A 20,108-nucleotide genomic window follows, 5' to 3' on the forward strand; every position below is an offset into this window, starting at 1 on the left:
AAACCGATTATATCACTGGCAGAGCAAACAAATGAAACATTTTAGTTGGTCGCTGTATTTTAGTTAGTTGGCCAATCTAAGTTTTTTATTTATTCTTGCTCTTGCTCTCTTGAGGGCACACCCATCAGACGCTGCCACTGTGCTTGTACCAGTGCGCGAGTTTCTTGCCACAATGTTTCATCTACCAGTAGTGACTGCTCGGCCAACGCTAATTGATGAGTAGCAGCACGAATGCGCAGATAAGCATCAGTGAGATCTTGACAGACCTGCGCTTCCCAAATACCAAGCAGCGCGACTTCTTCAAAGATACGTACGTTATCACTCCATTTGGTCAAGCTTGGATGTTCATGCGAGTAAGCCAATACCGCAAACTGTGCCAAAAACTCAATATCAATGATACCGCCAGCATCTTGTTTCAGCTGAAACTTGCCTGCTTGTTGTTGCCATTGACTGGTACCCAGATGCTTTTGCATCTTGATACGCATGCTGGTCACTTCGGTGCGCACTTGATCGAGGGTACGTGGTAAGGCCAACACCTTGCGGCGAATGTCACAAAAGCGTGCCGTGACGCGTTTGTCACCACATATCGCCCGCGCCCGCACCAAGGCTTGATGCTCCCAAGACCAGGCCTTTTCGCGTTGATAAGTCTCAAATGCGTGACAAGAAACCACCATCATGCCAGCATTGCCTGAGGGTCGCAGGCGCATGTCAATCTCATATGCTCGCCCATCACGGGTTTGGGTATTCAGATAAGTCATCAGCTTTTGTGCCAGACGCGCGGCAAACTTCATCCCACTAACAGACTTTTCTCCAGTCGTCATACCCTGCTCTTTTATCTTGTGCAAAAACACCAAGTCTAGATCAGAGGAATAAGACAGCTCAAGACCGCCAAGCTTACCATAACCAATAATCGCAAAGCCACAGTCCGCTTCAGTCACTGGATCGCCATTTTGGGCAATGGGATAGCCGTGGCGTTTGACCAATTCTGCAAAAGCGCGTTCAAGCGCCGCCTCTAACACCACTGCCGCAATATAGGTCAGTGAGTCAGACACCTTCATAATTGGTCGCTCAGCCAGTACATCACTCGCAGCAACTGCCAATACTTGGTTCTTTTTAAACAGTCTCAGTACGCTTAGTAACTCTTCTTCGTCGTTTGGCTCTACTCGCAGTAGCTGCTGGCGCAAAATATCACGCAGCTCTGGTTTGTCCGGCAGATGACGATAACGCTGTTGCAAAAAAGTATCTAGCAGCACAGGATAACGCGCCAGCTCATTGGCAATCCATGGACTCGCAGACAACATCGGGATCAGCTCAACGGTTGCATTAGGGTTTTCGGCAATCATCACTAGGTAGATAGAGCGCCGACAAATCGCTTCAAGCAAGGCAATCAGTCTTGGTAAGGCGGTATTGGCCAGCTGCTGCTGTTCTTGATGGGCAAGCAAAGCATGAACGATCACTGGGTAAGCGGCATTTAAGCGGCTTCTGGCTTCATCACTGAGGTTTGCAACCATCTTTGATTGCCAAAACGTCTGTAATAGCTCTCGGTTAGACTCAGTTAGCACCTTATCGAGCTGCACAACTTGTTCGTCTAAGTCAGCAGGTTCAAGTGCAGTGTCTTCCTGCGCTGGCACTTGACGCTCGGTCACCATGCGCTCAAATGGCACGTTGACATTATCTCGATGGTGATTCAGCGTTGTCAGTAAGCCTTTCCAGTCCTCAAAACCTAAGGTAACGGCTAGGTTGTGCTGCCACTGAGCATCCTGTGGTAGGCGCTGAGTTTGCTGATCATTAATCGCTTGAATACCATGCTCAAGCCGACGTAAAAAGCGGTAGGCTGCTTGTAGCTCCTCGTAAGTTGATAACTCCAGATATTCAAGCTTACACAATACCTGCATCGCTTGTAAGCACGCCTTCACCTGTAGTTGTGGATGGCGACCCCCATAGATCAACTGAAAGGCTTGCACGATAAACTCAATATCACGGATTCCACCTGCACCCAGCTTAATATTGTCCAAATCTTCTCGCTGCGCTACTTGGTTCTGAATGAGCGATTTCATCTCTCTGAGCGCTGAAAAGGCACTGTAATCGACATAATATCGAAACACAAAAGGCTTAATCAGTGCTTGTAGCTCATCATAAAACGGCGGTGAAATCTGACCGACCACTCGCGCTTTGAGCCAAGCAAAGCGCTCCCATGCACGGCCATGATTGGCGAAGTACTTTTGTAATGCTGACAAGTGAATCGCCAAATCACTACCATCACCCCACGGACGCAAGCGCATATCCACTCGGAATACAAAACCATCTGCCGTGCAGTTATCGAGCAGTTTGATAATACCTTGACCTAGACGAGTCATAAAACGCTTGTTGTCGATACTGCGCTTGCCCTGCGCTTTATCGCCGTCTGTCTCACCGCGCGCTTGATGGACGAAGATCAAATCAATATCACTGGATAAATTCAGCTCATGTGCTCCAAGCTTGCCCATAGCCATAATGGCCATATCATCGATGTGTCGTACGCCTTTACTATCAATGAAGGTTGGATGACCATATTTAGCAACCAAGTGCTGATAGGTATATTCTTTGGCAAACAGAATACAGCCATCCGCCAGCTCCGATAGCTCATCGGTCAGCTGCTCAAGCTCGATTAGTCCTAGTGCATCTTGCCAAATCCAGCGCATCATTAGTAGCATACGCAAATTTCGCAAGCCTTTCATGACAGTGGCTTCGTCACCCAACTGATAATTCTCATCTAAGGTATAGTCTTGAATGAGGTCATCTATCTGCTGGCGCGTCAAGGTCTGATCTAAAGGATAGCTGCGTAAAAACATCTGGCAAGAAGCCGTTCGACTCTCCCATATTTGCGCTGCAAACTCACTGGCAGTAAATAAGACTTGAATTTGTTCGAGCGTAACAGAAGACATAGCTGGTAACATAATAATAAAAGCTCCGTGCAGCATAGGACTATAAGACTACCTGAACCCAGCCGTATTGTTGATAATTTTTTCTTACGAGGTGGTCATGCGTATGCGTAGTGATATGAAATAGACACATCATGTTTGCTTGACTGACTGTCATTACAAAACAAATGGTATTGTATTTGATTCAGCTGTACTTATGGTAGCATGACATCCATAGCACATCCTTAAGAGACAAAGTATTCTTTTACCAGTAAGATGTTGAAGAGTACTAAATAGGCAATTACAATGCCTAGGGCAAGCTTCCATTTTGAGAATATAGATACTAAAGCCCCTAATTTTAAAATGGGTTACTCTCGAACAAGCTTTTTCTCAATCACTTAGTCTCTTAAAACAAAATAGCCCCTTAAAATAAACCAGTCCCCTAAAAAGCGACCACTATTAAAACATGACTGATGACATAACCTATGACTGACAAGCCTACGCCACTACTGTTGATTACCGCTGATCCTAGTCAGCCGCTCGCTCATTTAGCATTACGTTATGCACGTGCCTATTTAAAACAGAAAAAGTTAGAAAAAGAGACGTTAGAACAAACAAAGCTAGAAGAGGCCACGTCGCAACAAACAGCAGCCCATAATAACATCGATCCTGAAATTTCTGACGACATGGCTAAAAACGATACGCCGCCATTAAACCTGTTTTTTTATGCGGACGCCGCACATACTGCCAATCGCTTACGCTGGCAGTCAGCCGACCAAAGCGATTTAACCAAAGAATGGCAAGCGCTTGCCAAGCAACATAACCTCTCGCTACCTGTTTGTGTCAGCACCGCGCTAAGTCGCGGTATCAGTGATACCGACAACAGCGCACGCCATCAATTAGATAGTGAAAATCTTGCAGAAGGGTTTCATCTGGTTGGACTCAGCGAGCTTGCCATGATGATGCAAGACAATTGCCGCCTGATTCAGTTTTAAGTGCTAAAAAAACGCCAATAGTAAAGGTTAAACTCATGAAATTACTCATTCAGCTACGCACTCCGACTGAAATGGCAAGCTATGAAGGCTGCGCCCTAGCCTTAACGCTTGCGACTTTCGGTCATGAAGTGCAGCTTTATTTAGACGCGCCTGTCTTTGGATTGTTAATGCAGCCTAATTCGCGTTTGCATGGCATGATTCAATCTCTTGAACTATACGATATGCCGCAAGCTTGGCTCCCTGACGATGTATTTAGCGGTTGGATGACTGGCATGGTGCCAGACGACCTAGCCTCACAGCTCACCTTGATACCAGAAGTGGTGAACTCACAAGACTTTGAGCAAATCTTAACCTTTTAGCTCTCTATACTATATAGTCAGCTGAATGTAAAACTGTTATGGATTTAAACGCGCTACTGGTATAAATTTTACTTGCGTGCTGCGTACCCAGAGGCTGCGCAACTGTACTTTAAAAGATAGCATCCCAGTAGCGCTATGACATTTTTAGAGTGTATCGACTATAGCATCAGATTCTTTAGCATTAAACATTCGCTCAACGCTTTGCAATCAATCGGAACCTCATATGGCAACTCTATACCAATTACACAGCTCAATGGATAAGCTCAGACGCAGTACAGAACAGATGGCGCAAACTTGGCGCGCTGGTGACAGTATTATTTTATTAGGAGCGACCGCTGCTTTTATTGACTGGCTCAATGCCTATTTAGAGGATAATGATATAGACGGCATCGCCAGCATCTACGCCCTAGCTGATGATGTAGCGCAGCTCGGTGACCATACCAAGGCAAAGCTAAACCTAAATACAAAGCTAACAGCAGTTTTGTCAGATACTGAGTGGGTAACCCTGACCCAAGACCCACAGTTCGATAAAGTGGTGACAATCGCGCTATGACTACTTCTACCTCCAACATTGCTTTAGATCAAGACGGTCATCTTTGTGATCATACTATTTGGACACCTGCTATCGCCCAACAATTGGCCGATACGCTAGAGATAAAGCTAACGGATGAGCATCTGGCTATTCTGCAGCAAGTACGGGCATTTTTTGTCAAATTCAATCACGCGCCAGCGACGCGCCCCCTGATTAAATGGCTACAAAAAACCTTACCTGAGCACGACATGAGCAATCAAAAACTACAGCAGTTATTCAATACTGGCTTGGTAGCAAGACATGTCAATCGCCTCTCTGGATTACCCAAGCCGCCTAACTGTTTATAGTTACTTTTTTTATAGTTACTTTTTTATAGATATTCGTGACAGTTATTCCTTATCGCTATTTGGGATCATATACCGCAAGCGTCTCATAACCAGTACTGCGACCGGTATCACCGTAAAACCCTTGCTGGCGCCACACTTCATAGAGGCATATCGCCACACTATTAGCTAGGTTCAAGCTACGTGAATCAGGCAACATAGGCAGTCTTAGCCAGTTATCCTCACCAATATCATCCCGTATATCGTCGCTCAAGCCTGCTGTCTCGGAGCCAAACACCAATGCCACACTCGCTGCTGCTCCTAATGTATCGGCTGTACTGGTATTTGCTTGCATCCTGAAGTCGTAGTCATAAAACGGTTGACTAAGCTTGGTGGTTAACGCTGTGATTGCCTGGCATCCTGCCGTAAGCAATGCCTGCTTTGCCGCTGCCCAATCTGTGTGTACCTGCAAGTTTGCATATTCATGATAATCCAAGCCAGCACGGCGTAGTTTTTTATCATCAAGCTCAAATCCCAGCGGCTGTACTAAATGCAGCTGCGCGCCGCTATTGGCACACAAACGAATAATATTACCCGTATTACTGGGCATTTTTGGTGCGACTAGCACGATATGAATGGTCATAAGACGATTCCGTAAAGTTAATTGGACAGGGTTCTAAAGGATTGGGAGGATTGTCATCAAAAACTAGCTGACTTTTACTTGTCAATGACTCTTACCACATAACAGCGATGTAAAATAATAGGATAACAAGCGTAATCAAAAGTTACAGTTTACTGTCAATACTTACATTTTGATACTGTGCACAGATTTCAACTTTCACTATGATGTCTGTAATGGATATCCAGACAATGCCGTGATATCAGAAACATATTTTTTTAATATGACTCTGATGCCACTATTTTGCAGTGTGTCCTGTATAGCGTTTATGATATTTGAGCATAGCGCTTAATGTCATTCTCGTGACTTGTAATAACCCACCCATTTTGAGGACTTTATTATGAAAAAAGTAATTATCGCATCTTTAGCTGCTATGTTTGTACTAACTGGTTGCAACACTTTCAAAGGTTTTGGCCAAGACGTCTCAAGCGCTGGTGAAGCTGTTACTGGCGGTGCAGAAAGCGCTCAGCAGAAAATCCAATAGTTAGTAGCTAACCGTTAGGTTTTTTAAAAGACTCACCATTGGTGTAATGCCAGTCAGTTAAGGCTGACTGGTATTTTTTTTGGGATATTTTTGTGGTTTACCCTTAACCACCCTCGGGCAAGATCGCTTTCTGCGTTCAGGAATGACAAACAATTTTCCTTCCTCTAAAACTGCATCTAACAACTTAGGGAAGAGTCCTGCAGCCTGTAAAGGCGCAAACCGTAAAAGATCAACAATCGTAATAGACACCATATGAAAGCTAATTCGTAGAGGGCTAACCTTAGCTCTAACTGCCATATATCGCATCAAACGTCTTATCAGATTATAAGCAATCATAAGCCCCCAGAACTCTTGTAACACAAGCTGTGGCAGCTTACTTCTTAACAACAGCCCCTGCTGTAGATCAGACTTAATTTCCCTAAAAGCCATCTCGATCTCCCAGCGCTGCAAGTACAGCTGTGCCACTTTATCCTTAGTAAAGCGTTTATCATCTATTAAAGAGGTGATGTATCGTCTTATCTTACCCTCATAACGACACTCAATTAATCGAGCTTGCCAAGTATCGGGTAGGTTTGGATTTTTCTTTTGAGCTTGGGGAGAAACCGGCATTTGTATCAAGTAGTCCCCTTCACTAAAGGTTTCAATCACAGTGTAACGCAGATTATCTTTAGCCCGCATGAGCCAGTGACTGTTTGGATGGGTTTGTTGCCAACTAATCAGTAGGTCTGCTGAGAAATAGGCTCTATCAAAGAGCGTAATGCTGTTGTCTTGAATATTTAGCTGACGGGCTAATGTGATCTCTCCTTGACCCATATCTCCAAGGGTTGTGTCAATGATCTCATGCGTGTCAGTTTTGATCAGGCATACCGAACGCATTTGGGGATAGGGCGCCTCTTTAGTTCTGCCTTTGCTTGAACTAAAGTACTGAAGGTTCTCATCAGTATAGGGTAGTGAGTATACGACACCGTCTACAGCTTGGACGCTAAGTCCCATAAAGTCTTGCTGCTGGGCTCGTGATTCTGTTTGGTAGTGAGCACTTAGTTGATGAAATAGCTGCTTTAGAGGCTCATGCCCGAGGCGTTGTCTTGCTTGTACCACTGCACTGGGTACGCAGGCCTGTGAGTCTATATTAAGCCGCATCTGATCTGTGATATACCAAATTGAACGGTTTCGATATAAAGCTGTGCCGATGACTATCCAAACAACGTGTTCGGCAGGTAGCTTACGCCTTCTAATGCTCGCCTTGCCGGTATACTCTAAAGCTTGCTGTATCCACTCAGGATCTATTAATTCACTAAATTGTTCTAGGGTGTCTGGAATCCTTTTATGCGTCTCATTAATAGCGTCTTGTAGTCTCATAGTAAAATAGCCCATCTACTTATTAGATGGGCTATTTTATTACTTTTATTGAGTTTTTGCCTTAACTGACTGGCATTACACCATTGGTGGGTCTTTTTTTATTTAGGCCAAAGCCTTAACTAGGGTCTGTTGAACATTCACAAATGAGCATTATAAAAATGGTTGTAATATTTGATTCATATAGCGACGACCCAGTGCGGTTGGTTGTAATTGCTCAGCGCTATCAATTAATAAACCTTGCTTGATAAGGCCTTGCACTTGCCGTGCAATATTCTCATAGCTCAGTCCTGTGCGCGTCTCAAATAGCGACCACGTCACGCCATCATATAAGCGCAGTGCATTGAGCATAAATTCGCTAACAAGCTCATCATCTGCAATCTGTTGCCAGCCAACCATTTTTGGAGCGTTCTGATAACTCATATAATCTTTTGGTAAGCGAGATTTACTAAAACGATAGATACCTGTGCTGGGTAGCTGCTCATTGTCTGTTAATTCCTCAGCTAATAATAAACCAGAGGCACCTTTATTTAGCGTGCCATTATCTAGCGTTACTTTACCGTGAGCGCCTGCGCCAATTGCCAGATAGTCGCCAAACTGCCAATAGTTTACATTATGTCGACAAGGGGCGTCTGCGGCTCCTGCCCATGCTGATACTTCATAGTTGTCATAGCCTAGACGCTGTAATAATGCCTGACCCTCTGATTCAATATCGGCTAAATTATCTTCGTCTGGTAGCACAGGCTGATTACGATAAAACACGGTATTTGGCTCAATAGTTAGCTGATACCAAGAAATATGCGTCGCGCCAGCCTCATGGGCGGTTTGAATGTCATACAAAGCTTCGCTCAGGGTTTGCTGCGGGAGACCGTGCATCAAATCGACATTTACCCGCTCAAAACCCGCGGCTCTTGCTGATTTGATGGCAGACATCGCCTGCTTGCGATCATGAATACGTCCAAGCGTCTGCAGCTTATCGGCAGCGAAGCTCTGTACCCCTATAGATAAGCGGTTGATTCCCACCTCTAAATACTCAGCAAAGGGCGCATGCTCTAAAGTGCCTGGATTGGCCTCCATCGTCACTTCCACATCGTCCGTAACGTCAAAACAGTCACGTAAGCCAGTAAACAGGCGCTGATACTGGGCAATGGGTAATAATGAAGGCGTACCACCGCCAATAAATATCGAGCTAATCGGGCGTCCTTGCATCAGTGGCTGCTGCATCTGTGCATCTAACAACAGGGCATCTACATATTCGTCATACATGGATAGCGGTGCGTCAGCGCGCAACTCATGCCCCAACTCATGTGAGTTAAAATCGCAATACGGGCATTTTTTGACGCACCATGGAATATGTATGTATAGTGCCAACGGGACACTTTTAACATCTATAAGAGAGGCACTTGTCGTGCTTGCAAGATGGTCGGGCTTAGAATGAGAGATAGGCATGGCATAAACTTATTGGGTAAAGGACTGTGGTAAACAGAAAAAACACGACTAGGATAACGGCTTGACACCATAATGGAAAGCACTGATATTTGCTATTTAATTAGAATACAAATCAAGACTTGCTGCTAATCTAGTGAAATAACGCTTGTTGCTAAACTTATAACAAAATTATTAATGAATGCTCATATTAATCAAAGGTTATTAGCGTTAACTTAGACTGAATTTTACAACTAAAATATTAGGATGCATGACATGGCTTATTGGCTGATGAAGTCCAATCCAAAATTTTTGGCATTGACGATCTACAACGCTTGGGCACAGACAGTTGGGATGGCGTACGTAACTACCGCGCTCGTAATTTTATGCGCGATTATATGAAAGTCGGTGACAAGGTATTTTTTTACCATTCAAGTGCCAAGCCATCTGGCGTGGCTGGCATCATGAGCATCAGCCAAGCAGGCTACCCTGACCCCACTCAATTCCATCCCGAGCATCGACATTACGATCCAATAGCAACGGAAGAGGAACCACGTTGGTATATGGTGGATGTTACCTTTGAGCAGGCGTTTTTGGATGTTTTGCCATTATCAGAGTTAAAGTTTATCCCTACGCTTGAGGATTCATTGCTACTCAGAAAAGGCTGCGAACAATTAACCGTGATTCCGCTTGAACCCAAACACTGGCAGGCTATCATGGCTATGGCAGAGACGCTTGAGATACTGCCTGAGAGTTTTGAATAGCATTACTATGAATATTCGAGTCCTGAGAAGCGTTGACATCACATAACGGCTTCTTTACCATTCTCTCTACTTTTAACCTGTCAGTTCATAACTTGAATTGACGGGTTATTTTTATTTTAGTGTCTTTTATTTTCAATCAGAGTATTATCGTCCGCACTGTTTTTCTCTACACCATCTTACTATGAAAGTGTTGATGGCAGTATTTACTTATCAATAATAACCACCGTGAATAATGAAAAGTTGCTAACTATGGTTTTTCCATTATCCTTTCCAGATTTTAAAAGCTACAGCTTACGCTTGGGCGTGCTTGCATTGCCTATCTTGATTACCCAGTTTTGCCAAGCAGCACTTGGCGTCGTTGATGCCATCATGGCAGGACAAGTCTCAGCACTCGATCTGGCTGCTGTCGCGGTTGGCTCTGGTATTTGGCTGCCGCTATTTTTATTAGCCACAGGCATCTTAATCGCGACCACACCTTTGATTGGTGAGGCGATAGGTCAAAACAAACACAGTCAAGTACCACATATTACCCAACAATCAATCTGGGCGGCTGGAGTCATTGGTATCGCTGGGTTTATCATCGTCAACCTTATGCCAAATGTACTTGGGATTATGGGTGTACCTGACAATATTCGACCCATAGCCTCACAATATTTACATGGGGTATCCTTTGGCTTCCCTGCTATGGCAGTGTATGCAGTGTTACGCAGCTACTGTGAGGCGCTCGGACGACCAGAGCCAGTGACCGTTATCAGTATCATTGGTCTGTTGGCTGACATTCCGCTCAACTATATTTTTATCCATGGCTTATTTGGCATGCCAGAGATGGGCGGCGCTGGTTGCGGCGTAGCAACCGCCATCGTTCTATGGATAAACGTATTGCTTTTGGGCACTTATACTACTTTTACCAAACGTCAGCAGTTTGCCAGTACCCGCTTTTTTTATAGCTTTACCAAACCCAATCGCGAGCAAATCACCAAATTACTGAAGCTAGGCATACCCATTGGCATTTCCATCTTTTTTGAAGCCAGTTTATTTAGCTTAGGGGCGTTGGTTATTAGCCCGTTAGGTGAGCTGGCGACGGCGTCACACCAAGTGGCCTTGTCAGTGACGTCACAGCTGTTTATGATTCCCATATCGGTCGCCATGGCACTGACCATCATGGTCTCTAACCGCTTTGGTGAAAAAAACCTCATGGCCCTGCGCCAAGTACAAGCGACTGGGCTAATATGGACAGTGATTATTGCTGTTGTCTGTATGCTTGGAATTTGGCTATTTAGACCTCAGTTAGCCGCCGCTTTTACTGATAACTTAGAAGTACGATCACAAGCCATGCATTTGCTCATCTTTGCACTTGGTTATCAGCTGTTTGATGGTTGGCAGGTCAACGTCGCGGGTATATTGCGCGGTATGCAGGACACCACTGTGCCTATGTGGGTGACGCTGTTTTGTTATTGGCTCGTCGCTCTGCCACTTGGTATCTATTTAGTGCGCTTTACGGATGTTGGGGCGCAGGGTTTTTGGATGGCATTGATTACGGGTTTGTTCTTATCCTCTATACTCCTGACACTGCGATTACGCTATCAGCAAAAGCGCCTACTAGAGCTATGGGGATAACCTTAGTCAACAAATGCTAGCACTTACTGGCCACATAGACTATGATAAATAATGGCTCTTTTAATGTATGCCTATAATAAATACAATCACCTTTACCCGCTACAGAAATGCAAGGACGCTTTCTTTTTTAAATATAGCTGGCACAGCATCGAAGCTTTAGAAAACATATGAGGTCTTACCAATATGTATGTTTGCGTCAAAAAAATGTAAAATATTCCAGTTAACAACTGTACATTGATTGCTCATTGCAGCAATTATAGGTATCATTAGCAACTAACTAAACAATATTTTGTTACACTATTTCTTTTTAAATTCAGCAGAGGTATAAAAAAAACTATGGATATTGAAAAAATACGCACCCTAATCGCCCTCATGGAAGAAAACGAGCTGGTCAATTTAGAAGTCAGTTCAGACGATGAGCATATTAGTTTAACCCGTCACTATGACGCCCCTGCTCCTACGATGATGGCTGCGCCTGCTGCTGCCGCTCCTATTGCTGCGACCCCTGCCAAAGCAGCTGGCAAAGCTGGTAGTGTAGAGACAGCTCCGATGGTTGGTGTCTTTTATTCTGCTGCTAGTCCTAATGATCCACCGTATGTTAAGGTCGGTCAAAAAGTACAGGCTGGTGATACCTTAGGTATCATTGAAGCAATGAAAATCATGAACCCGCTTGAAGCGACTCAAAGTGGTGTTATTGACGAGATCTTAGTGGACAACTCTGAGGTTGTACAGTTTGGCCAGCCAGTTATACGCTATAAAGCCTAATTGTACTTGCTGTACCTTATTTTGTTATGCTCAATTTATCGCTCATATTCATAGTCAATTATGAGTAAATTGCAGCGATTGAGTTGATCAACACCGCTTTGACAAGGATGACCCCATGATAAAAAAACTGCTCATCGCCAACCGAGGTGAGATTGCCTTACGTATCGTACGTGCGTGTAAAGCGCTAGGTATTGAGACTGTCGGTGTCTATTCCACCGCAGACGCCAACCTCATGCATCTACGCTTCGTTGATGAAGCGATCTGTATCGGCAACCCAAGTGCCAGCGAAAGCTATTTGAATATCAATACCATCTTAACGGCAGCTGAAATCTCTGGTGCTGACGCTATTCATCCTGGTTATGGTTTTTTGGCTGAAAATGCTGAATTTGCTGAACGCATCGAAGAAGCCGGCTTAACCTTCGTGGGACCCACTGCTGATCATATCCGTCTAATGGGCAACAAAGTCTCTGCCATTAATGCCATGAAAAAAGCAGGTGTACCAACTGTGCCTGGATCCGTTGGCGCTGTAACTCTGCACAATGCTGAAGAGCAAGCGCGTAATATCGGCTTTCCGCTTATCATCAAAGCAGCCTCTGGTGGCGGTGGTCGTGGTATGCGCGTCGTAGAACGCTTCGACGAGCTTATCGGTCAAGTACAAGCAGCTAGGCAAGAAGCTGAGCTGTGGTTTGGTGACGATACCGTCTATATGGAGCGCTACTTACAAAACCCGCGCCATGTCGAGATTCAAGTATTGGGTGACGGGAATGGTAATGCCATTCATCTATACGATCGTGACTGCTCCCTGCAGCGTCGCCATCAAAAAGTACTAGAAGAAGCCCCTGCTCCTGATATCCCTGATGATGTTCGTGAGCCGATATTGCAAGCGTGTGTGAAAGCTTGTGAGTTGGTTCAGTATCGCGGTGCTGGGACATTTGAGTTTTTATTTGAAAACAATGAGTTCTTCTTTATTGAAATGAACACAAGGGTGCAAGTCGAGCACACCATCACTGAGATGATCACTGGTATTGATGTGGTCGTTGAGCAGCTCAAGATTGCAGCAGGCTACGGTCTCTCTTATCGTCAAAGTGAAATTGAAGTTCAAGGCCATGCCATCGAGTGTCGTATCAATGCTGAAGATCCAGTGACTTTTGTGCCGTCACCTGGTACGGTCACCCAACTGTTCACGCCTAGTGGTGCGGGAATACGTTTTGACTCACATCTGTATCCCGGTTATGAGATACCATCTTATTATGACTCGTTAATAGGCAAGCTTATTTGTCATGGGCAGACACGCCAGCAAGCAATATCAAAGACACTGCATGCCCTTGATGAGCTGATTATTGAAGGTATTAAGACCAATATACCTATGCATCGTGATGTCATTTTAGCGGATGAAGGTTTTGTTAATGAAGCACAAAACATTCACTATCTAGAAGAAGAGCTGCTCAAGTCTCAAGAGACTAAAACAGCAAAATAGCTAAAACCTTATCCTAGGACATACGCTAATACTTCTCATAACTGAAAAAACCGCTCTCTTAAAGAAAGCGGTTTTTTTGTGCTTGATGGACGATGCAAGACAAATATACAAACATAATAGCGATGTTCACTATCTACTATATTTAGTAGTTTTATTTGCTAGATTTATTTACTAATTTCATTCATTAGCTATGGCAATACTCTATGGAAATTCATATAGCATTCTGCGCCATCAGGATCAGCACACCACTGCATTGTATTGCCTTCATGGTTTAAAAAAGCAATCACTGCTTCACCCGTTTGATCAACTTGGTTGCCTGAGCAGTCGACTTCATTATTATCATAAAGGGTCTTGATGGCTATGATAGGTAAGCCTTCTTCACGGTGCGTCACCAAATAACGTCCATATGTCCATTCTTTTCCACTAACCGACCACATTTCATTATCTGCGCCAAAGTTATATAACTCACGGCATTGATTGGTTGTGGTTGCTGCTTTTATGGGGCTAGTACTCGTAGGTTTAATATTCAAAATGCGTTGTTCATTTTGAGTCAGTACCCCACCTTCTGTACTAGCAGTTATCTTAGGCTCATTGGTTTCGATATTTTGAGTAAGTTCCTGCGCTGCTTGTCTGGCTGCAGCCTCTTTAGTCATGGTCACTTCGCTGTCTAAATCTATCTCCCATTGTCCAGCGATGGCAGGGCTAATATGCGTTTTGATGACCGATTGACTGACTGGCTCGCCATTGGCAGGTAATGATGCCAAAATAGATGCTAAGGTGAATGACGCAAATGAGATAGGTTCCATAATTAACCTTGTATTTTTATTTATAATAATAAGCAATACCATTTTCAAAAATTAGAGTAACGCGGAAAACTTGCGCAAGTACTACATCTAGTAAGCTTAGCGAGTTTGACAACGTTAATCGCACTTTTTGGGTTTGGTATAATGTGCACACATTAGTGTAAGTCTTAGACACCGAACACACAAGTAACATTATGCTATTAGTGCTTGGCTTAAAACAGACATTTATATGTCTAAGAAGCCTTAAAGCATCATAGTCAAGCAATTTTAAAAGTACTCCGACTATACTCCCCCTGCAAACGCAAAATAACGCTATGCATCATAAAGAAACATAGCGTTATCGACATTCAGACTAATCTAATTTAGCTTATGCTGCTACTGTCGTTGGCGCTTGAGCAAAAGCAGACAGTGCACCTTTGAGCATTGCAGATACCGTGCTGCTACAAGTACCGATGCCAGAATACACCTCACCATCGACATTTAACTGAATATAAGCGGCCGCATTGGCGTCGGTCTTATTATCATTATTGTTGCCATCATCGATACCATCGCCGCTATTGTGCTGCGGGTTGATGGCATGTTCAGCATAGTTAATGACATGTATCGACTTACCAGTATACTGTGCAAGCCCATCGATAAATGAAGATAAGGGACCGTTACCTGTGCCATCAAGAGTAATGGCATCGCCATTCATCTGTACTTGGCCATTAAAGAACACTTCACCGCCTTTGTTATTGACACTATAATCAAGAAGCTCAAAGCTACCTTGCTTCAAGTAAGTGTCTTCAAAGGTCTGCAAAATCTCATCGTTTTGTAGTTCTCGTGCAGCCGCTTCAGCTTGTTGCTGAATGACACCACTAAAGTCAATTTGCATCCAGCGTGGTAAGTTGAAGCCGTAATTACGTTGTAAGATATACGCCACACCCCCTTTACCAGACTGGCTATTGATACGTACCACATCTTGGTAACTGCGACCAATGTGCGCAGGATCAATCGGTAGGTAAGCCACGTCCCAGACGTTATTTGTTTCGTCTTGATGCTTCTCATTATAATCAAGAGATTTTTTAATCGCATCTTGATGCGAGCCACTAAAGGCGGTAAATACCAATTCGCCAACATACGGATGACGCGGATGTAATGGCAAGTTATTACACTCGCTAACCACCTGCACAATCTCACTCATGTTGCTAAAATCAAGCTCAGGGTCGATACCTTGACTGAACATATTCATCGCCATGACCATGATATCCATATTACCCGTACGCTCACCGTTACCAAGCAAGGTACCTTCGATACGATCCGCGCCAGCAAGCACACCAAGCTCAGCGGCAGCCACAGCACAGCCACGGTCGTTATGAGTATGTAGGCTGATAGTGACATGTTCACGCTGTGCTAAGTGACGGCAAAAGTATTCTACCTGATCAGCAAAGACATTAGGCATAGAGGCTTCAACAGTGGCTGGTAAGTTAATGATAACCCCCTGCCCTTGCTGTGGCTGCCACACTTCACAGACAGCATCACAAACTTCTACTGCATACTCAGTCTCTGTTTGACTAAAGCTCTCTGGTGAATACTGAAACACCCACTCTGTTTCTGGATACTTGGCGGCATACTGCTGCAACAGCTTGGCACCAGTGATAGCAATCTCTTTGATCTCAGCTTTATCTTTGCCATACACCTTTTCGCGCTGTATCTTACAGGTAGAGTTATAGACGTGCACAATGGCACGTTTGGCACCTTTTAACGACTCAAACGTACGCGCAATGAGATGCTCACGCGCTTGTACCAATACCTGTAATGTGACATCTTCAGGGACATGGTTTTCTTCGATAAGCTGGCGGGCAAAGTCGAATTCAACTTGCGCAGCAGAGGGGAAGCCAATCTCTATCTCTTTAAAACCAACACCAACTAGCGTCTTAAAGAAGCGCATTTTTTGTTCAATGGTCATAGGATCAATGAGCGCCTGATTACCATCTCGCAGATCTACGCTTGCCCATATTGGTGCTTTTTCTAGCGTTTTGCTTGGCCAAGTGCGATCTAGCAGCGACGGTGCAAAAGCAAATGGACGATATTTGCGATAATCAAAAGCGGCATGCTTTGGGGTAATTTTTGCAGGGCGTTTGGCCGCATTTTGTGTGGTATTGTCAGACATAATCAATCCTCTTCGATGATGTGATAGGCTAGGATGTATTTACGAAATATACTTCATCTCATGAGATGATAATTTGTATTATAATAATAGCAAAGTTTATGCGCTAAAAAGCAGCTTTATCAATTAAATTAATGACTAGTTTTAGTGATTAACACTAATATTCAATATATAATTGATATAAACCACTAAAAATCAATAAATTTTATGACTGACAGAGATTTGACTACCCAAAGCGCTCATGTAGTTGATGATATCGATAGACGCCTTTTGCGTCTATTACGGACTGAAGCACGCATGAGTATTACTGAGCTGGCCGAGCACGTTAATCTGTCAGCGACTCCCTGTGCACGCCGTATCAAACGTCTAGAAGATGCAGGTATTATCACAGGTTACCATACCCAAACCGATGCAGAAAAGCTTGGCTATCCTCTGGCAGTGTTCATCGCTGTCAGTATGGATCGCCATACTGCTGAGCGCTTTGAGATGTTTGAACAAAAGGTTCAAAGCTTCGATGAAGTCATTAGCTGTAGCATCGTCACAGGCCGATCTGAAGATTACCTCATTAAGGTGCGAGTACGCGATATGGCGCACTATGAAGAGTTCTTGTTACATAGACTAAATCGCATTGAGGGAGTCGCACAAGTGCATACCAGCTTTGAGCTACGAGAGGTATTTAGCCGTAGTATTGTTTAACAGATGACAACTTCCCTATTTTGCATATCTCAGCCCTTCTTATGAAAGCTCATGTTATCAAAGCTGATGATTTCGTTGCTGACGAAACAATATGATCAGTCCAAGCCCAATCATTAACCCGATAGCAGCGACCAACAGTCCTGCATTAAAGTTGTCGTCCTGCCCTGCCAGCGCCACCGTCACTAATGGCCCGATAAACTGCCCAAGTGCATAAGCCAGTGTGGCAAGCCCTATCAATAAGTTTGAATAAGCAGGATTGATGTTTTTGATGATGGTCAAGGTCATTGAGACCATACCAACAAAGGTTAACCCCAAAATAACCGCATTTGCATATAAGCCAAGCGCACCTTCGAACCATAAAGGCAAAAACATACCAAATGCCTGCAATAAGGTCAAACCCATCAAGGTTTTTATCTCGCCTATGCGTTTGGCAAGTGCGCCCCATAGAGGGTTGGATAGCATCGCAAAAATACCGACCAGCAACCAGATCAGCAATCCAGCATAATTCTGTGTCGTCAGCCTTTGTGCAGCCATCACTGGCAAAAATGTGGCTGAGGTAATATAACCGAACCCTGCTAGCACATAGCTTGCTGACAAGAGCAGAATGGCTTTGGTATGACCAACGATTGCTTCATACAGCGCGCGTTTAAAATTAGTATAAGCTTGAGATATAGATAGTTGCGCAGAATTATGCTTTGAATGTTCCTGTCCTACTTCGCCAGAAGTATCTGCGGCTATGCCTACAGGCCGTAAACCATATAGCAGCCACAGTAGTGGCAAACTACTCACGCCCGCAACCAGCCAAATGATATCAAAGTGGTAGCCAAGCACTAATAACCACCAAGTCAGCACTGCCGAGAGACTGATACCAACACCGATCCCCGCATAATGCAACGCTGAAAGCACAGAGCGGCGCTCGTTACTAAAGCTTTGTATCACCAGTGACGAGCTCAAAATCATCGCGACACCGCTAGCGATACCTGATAGCAGGCGAATGACATACCATAGATTTAATGACATCTCTGGCACGACGAGTAGCATGGTAGTGATCACACTGACAATCGTCCAAAACATCAGCATTTGCCACGTCAATCGCTGCGGCACAAACATAGCAATGAGCGCCCCAATAAAATAACCAATATAATTAACCGACGCCATCCAACCAGCGATGGCAGTCGATAACGATAGTTGAGCCATAATATCGGGTAAGGTGGCGGTAAATAAAAAGCGCCCATAGCCCATTACCACCGCTAGACAGTAGAGTCCTATCCAAGCGATGGCTGCTTCATTAGTAATAATAGGGAATAGGCGGCTTTTGGGAACAGTCGTCATGACAGAGCCAATTTGTGGCAATTAGCACACAATCCTTTGTGTTAGAAAATCTATAAGCAATACTCAAAAGCCGCCATAAATTATTAAAGGCTACGAAACGTCAAGCGCTGGCGTTGCAGATTGCTCTATATCTGGCTGCCCTAATATCTGTACCCGCTGATCACTAAACATATCCATATCAGGGGCGAGCGTGCGCATAAAACGATCGAAATATAATAACTGCTTGGTCAATAAGGCAAAATCACGTGGGAAATGAATACCGTGACGCTTACCGACATCAACGATTTCTAACATCATTTTGTTTAGCTCGTCTGCCTGCTCTTTTGAATTAAAAGGCACGCCGCTGGTAAATGCCATGTCTTCTGCCATGATAGACTTCATCATACGCTGTAAGTCAATTGCTAGTGCAGCTTCGTCTACTTCATGGCGGCCATGTGTCATTTCCATATCTATCATGTGTTTTGCCATTGCTTGATAGTCATTGTCTTGCAAGGCTTGCATCATGCCCATGCACGCACGCCAGCTCTCGGCTTTTAGCTTACCCACGATGCCAAAATCAAGAAACCCAATGCGACCATCGGTCAATAGCATTAAATTACCAGCATGCAAGTCAGCGTGGAAACTATTACACATGATTAAACTTGCAAACCAAGTATTCAGTGTATCTGCTATCACTTGGGCAGGATCGGCACAATACTGTCGCATCGCTGTCTCGTCGATCATAGAGACGCCATACAGCCGGCTCATGGTCAGTACGCGCTTAGTGGTCAGCTCATCGTACACCTGCGGCGCAACCACTCGAGTATTACCCGCTACCAGCAAGAACTGCTGAAAATCACGTATATTTTGCGCTTCAGCAACAAAGTCCGTCTCAGCCAGCATGCGCAAACGAATCTCATCGATGATCGGGGCAATGCTGGCAAACTTCATCGAAGGCATCAGCAGCTCGATCAGTTTGGTGACACCATGCAACACACCCAAATCGGTCTGCATGATGGTCTCGACTTCAGGCTTTTGTACTTTTAATACCACCTCATCGCCATTATGCAAACGCGCCGCATGTACCTGAGCAATAGAAGCTGACGCTAAAGGCTGCTGTTCAATGTGAGCAAACTTGTCGTCTAGCGTTTGCCCATCAACCGCCAGCTCAGCCTTCAGTACCTGTTCTATATAGTCATACGATAGCGGTGTTGTTTGATCCAAACAGTCTTGAAAAGCTTCTACATATTCACGTGGAAACAACGATGGCGTACTGGCGATAAACTGCCCGATTTTTATATAAGTCGTGCCCAACTGCTCAAAAGTTTCTTTTAACAATCTGGCATCAGGCTTTTCGCCTTTTGCCACTCGCAGCGCAGACAAACCGGCAACACTCGCCGTTTGGCGCACACGGTTCACCACATTAAAGGTATGCTTTAATAAATGAGGACGATGAATTTTCATAAACGACAA

General features: G+C 44.4%; 18 protein-coding genes. 10 read left to right on the forward strand and 8 right to left on the reverse strand.

Features of this window, described 5'->3' with window-relative positions; genetic code table 11:
* Positions 1–89: 89 nt before the first annotated feature.
* Complete coding sequence (gene glnE / locus JMX03_RS07820; RefSeq protein ID WP_201595907.1) at positions 90–2,924, reverse strand: bifunctional [glutamate--ammonia ligase]-adenylyl-L-tyrosine phosphorylase/[glutamate--ammonia-ligase] adenylyltransferase; 2,835 nt, start codon at positions 2,922–2,924, stop codon at positions 90–92.
* 461 nt (positions 2,925–3,385) lie between these two features.
* Between glnE and tusD the strand changes: the two genes are divergently transcribed.
* From tusD to JMX03_RS07840, 4 genes are all read left to right on the forward strand, one after another.
* A complete protein-coding gene (gene tusD / locus JMX03_RS07825) occupies positions 3,386–3,895 on the forward strand; it encodes a sulfurtransferase complex subunit TusD (protein WP_201595909.1) in 510 nt (169 codons plus the stop codon).
* 35 nt (positions 3,896–3,930) lie between these two features.
* Positions 3,931–4,254: a hypothetical protein gene (locus JMX03_RS07830; protein WP_201595911.1), complete on the forward strand. Its 324-nt coding sequence runs from the start codon at positions 3,931–3,933 to the stop codon at positions 4,252–4,254.
* 223 nt (positions 4,255–4,477) lie between these two features.
* Positions 4,478–4,807 (forward strand): hypothetical protein, encoded by a 330-nt coding sequence (locus JMX03_RS07835; RefSeq protein ID WP_201595913.1) that lies wholly within the window; start codon positions 4,478–4,480, stop codon positions 4,805–4,807.
* A complete protein-coding gene (locus tag JMX03_RS07840; protein ID WP_201595915.1) occupies positions 4,804–5,133 on the forward strand; it encodes a TusE/DsrC/DsvC family sulfur relay protein in 330 nt (109 codons plus the stop codon). Before JMX03_RS07835 ends, JMX03_RS07840 begins: the two co-directional genes overlap by 4 nt.
* A 55-nt stretch (positions 5,134–5,188) precedes the next feature.
* Here the strand turns inward: JMX03_RS07840 and JMX03_RS07845 are convergent, their stop codons facing one another.
* Positions 5,189–5,752 carry a tRNA (cytidine(34)-2'-O)-methyltransferase gene (locus JMX03_RS07845; RefSeq protein ID WP_201595917.1) on the reverse strand — a complete coding sequence of 188 codons (564 nt, stop codon included), beginning with the start codon at positions 5,750–5,752 and terminating at the stop codon, positions 5,189–5,191.
* Between the two features lie 376 nt (positions 5,753–6,128).
* Between JMX03_RS07845 and JMX03_RS07850 the strand changes: the two genes are divergently transcribed.
* Positions 6,129–6,272, forward strand: a complete 144-nt coding sequence (locus JMX03_RS07850; RefSeq protein ID WP_201574635.1) for an entericidin A/B family lipoprotein — start codon at positions 6,129–6,131, stop codon at positions 6,270–6,272.
* Between the two features lie 57 nt (positions 6,273–6,329).
* On the opposite strand, the gene JMX03_RS07855 is transcribed toward JMX03_RS07850, so the two are convergent.
* Positions 6,330–7,646 (reverse strand): IS4 family transposase, encoded by a 1,317-nt coding sequence (locus tag JMX03_RS07855; RefSeq protein WP_265090460.1) that lies wholly within the window; start codon positions 7,644–7,646, stop codon positions 6,330–6,332.
* A 135-nt stretch (positions 7,647–7,781) separates the two neighbouring features.
* The gene (gene hemW, locus JMX03_RS07860) at positions 7,782–9,077 is read right to left on the reverse strand and encodes a radical SAM family heme chaperone HemW (protein WP_201595919.1); all 1,296 of its coding nucleotides are present in this window, start codon (positions 9,075–9,077) and stop codon (positions 7,782–7,784) included.
* Between the two features lie 260 nt (positions 9,078–9,337).
* On the opposite strand from hemW, the gene JMX03_RS07865 reads away from it, so the two are divergent.
* The 4 genes from JMX03_RS07865 to accC all read left to right on the forward strand — a co-directional run bounded on the left by JMX03_RS07865 (position 9,338) and on the right by accC (position 13,676).
* Entirely contained in the window at positions 9,338–9,817 is a 480-nt protein-coding gene (locus JMX03_RS07865; protein ID WP_265090461.1) for an EVE domain-containing protein, read from the forward strand.
* Between the two features lie 249 nt (positions 9,818–10,066).
* Positions 10,067–11,434: an MATE family efflux transporter gene (locus JMX03_RS07870; RefSeq protein WP_201595921.1), complete on the forward strand. Its 1,368-nt coding sequence runs from the start codon at positions 10,067–10,069 to the stop codon at positions 11,432–11,434.
* Between the two features lie 336 nt (positions 11,435–11,770).
* On the forward strand, positions 11,771–12,199 hold the full coding sequence (gene accB, locus JMX03_RS07875; RefSeq protein ID WP_201574631.1) for an acetyl-CoA carboxylase biotin carboxyl carrier protein: 429 nt from the start codon (positions 11,771–11,773) through the stop codon (positions 12,197–12,199).
* Positions 12,200–12,314: 115 nt separating this feature from the next.
* A complete protein-coding gene (gene accC, locus JMX03_RS07880) occupies positions 12,315–13,676 on the forward strand; it encodes an acetyl-CoA carboxylase biotin carboxylase subunit (RefSeq protein WP_201574630.1) in 1,362 nt (453 codons plus the stop codon).
* Between the two features lie 188 nt (positions 13,677–13,864).
* Here the strand turns inward: accC and JMX03_RS07885 are convergent, their stop codons facing one another.
* Together JMX03_RS07885 and leuA are read right to left on the reverse strand one after the other, a co-directional pair.
* Entirely contained in the window at positions 13,865–14,482 is a 618-nt protein-coding gene (locus tag JMX03_RS07885) for a hypothetical protein (protein ID WP_201595923.1), read from the reverse strand.
* 364 nt (positions 14,483–14,846) lie between these two features.
* Positions 14,847–16,631: a 2-isopropylmalate synthase gene (gene leuA, locus JMX03_RS07890; RefSeq protein ID WP_201595925.1), complete on the reverse strand. Its 1,785-nt coding sequence runs from the start codon at positions 16,629–16,631 to the stop codon at positions 14,847–14,849.
* 204 nt (positions 16,632–16,835) lie between these two features.
* On the opposite strand from leuA, the gene JMX03_RS07895 reads away from it, so the two are divergent.
* Entirely contained in the window at positions 16,836–17,324 is a 489-nt protein-coding gene (locus tag JMX03_RS07895) for an Lrp/AsnC family transcriptional regulator (protein ID WP_201595927.1), read from the forward strand.
* A 57-nt stretch (positions 17,325–17,381) separates the two neighbouring features.
* On the opposite strand, the gene JMX03_RS07900 is transcribed toward JMX03_RS07895, so the two are convergent.
* On the reverse strand, positions 17,382–18,656 hold the full coding sequence (locus JMX03_RS07900) for a YbfB/YjiJ family MFS transporter (RefSeq protein ID WP_201595929.1): 1,275 nt from the start codon (positions 18,654–18,656) through the stop codon (positions 17,382–17,384).
* 90 nt (positions 18,657–18,746) lie between these two features.
* Positions 18,747–20,099, reverse strand: coding sequence for an ABC1 kinase family protein (locus JMX03_RS07905; RefSeq protein WP_201595931.1), 1,353 nt, complete (start codon positions 20,097–20,099; stop codon positions 18,747–18,749).
* Positions 20,100–20,108 lie beyond the last annotated feature (9 nt).

It is taken from the genome of Psychrobacter fulvigenes, from assembly GCF_904846155.1.
Lineage (GTDB): Bacteria > Pseudomonadota > Gammaproteobacteria > Pseudomonadales > Moraxellaceae > Psychrobacter > Psychrobacter fulvigenes.

What these genes read in the sequence shown, in the direction of transcription:
- JMX03_RS07905 (WP_201595931.1), bottom strand. Translation starts at nt 20,099, where the DNA reads ATGAAAATTCATCGTCCTCATTTATTAAAGCATACCTTTAATGTGGTG.
- JMX03_RS07840 (WP_201595915.1), top strand. Translation starts at nt 4,804, where the DNA reads ATGACTACTTCTACCTCCAACATTGCTTTAGATCAAGACGGTCATCTT.
- JMX03_RS07900 (WP_201595929.1), bottom strand. Translation starts at nt 18,656, where the DNA reads ATGACGACTGTTCCCAAAAGCCGCCTATTCCCTATTATTACTAATGAA.
- JMX03_RS07835 (WP_201595913.1), top strand. Translation starts at nt 4,478, where the DNA reads ATGGCAACTCTATACCAATTACACAGCTCAATGGATAAGCTCAGACGC.
- leuA (WP_201595925.1), bottom strand. Translation starts at nt 16,631, where the DNA reads ATGTCTGACAATACCACACAAAATGCGGCCAAACGCCCTGCAAAAATT.
- hemW (WP_201595919.1), bottom strand. Translation starts at nt 9,077, where the DNA reads ATGCCTATCTCTCATTCTAAGCCCGACCATCTTGCAAGCACGACAAGT.
- JMX03_RS07885 (WP_201595923.1), bottom strand. Translation starts at nt 14,482, where the DNA reads ATGGAACCTATCTCATTTGCGTCATTCACCTTAGCATCTATTTTGGCA.
- JMX03_RS07895 (WP_201595927.1), top strand. Translation starts at nt 16,836, where the DNA reads ATGACTGACAGAGATTTGACTACCCAAAGCGCTCATGTAGTTGATGAT.
- glnE (WP_201595907.1), bottom strand. Translation starts at nt 2,924, where the DNA reads ATGTCTTCTGTTACGCTCGAACAAATTCAAGTCTTATTTACTGCCAGT.
- JMX03_RS07855 (WP_265090460.1), bottom strand. Translation starts at nt 7,646, where the DNA reads ATGGGCTATTTTACTATGAGACTACAAGACGCTATTAATGAGACGCAT.
- JMX03_RS07870 (WP_201595921.1), top strand. Translation starts at nt 10,067, where the DNA reads ATGGTTTTTCCATTATCCTTTCCAGATTTTAAAAGCTACAGCTTACGC.
- JMX03_RS07845 (WP_201595917.1), bottom strand. Translation starts at nt 5,752, where the DNA reads ATGACCATTCATATCGTGCTAGTCGCACCAAAAATGCCCAGTAATACG.
- JMX03_RS07830 (WP_201595911.1), top strand. Translation starts at nt 3,931, where the DNA reads ATGAAATTACTCATTCAGCTACGCACTCCGACTGAAATGGCAAGCTAT.
- accB (WP_201574631.1), top strand. Translation starts at nt 11,771, where the DNA reads ATGGATATTGAAAAAATACGCACCCTAATCGCCCTCATGGAAGAAAAC.
- tusD (WP_201595909.1), top strand. Translation starts at nt 3,386, where the DNA reads ATGACTGACAAGCCTACGCCACTACTGTTGATTACCGCTGATCCTAGT.
- JMX03_RS07850 (WP_201574635.1), top strand. Translation starts at nt 6,129, where the DNA reads ATGAAAAAAGTAATTATCGCATCTTTAGCTGCTATGTTTGTACTAACT.
- accC (WP_201574630.1), top strand. Translation starts at nt 12,315, where the DNA reads ATGATAAAAAAACTGCTCATCGCCAACCGAGGTGAGATTGCCTTACGT.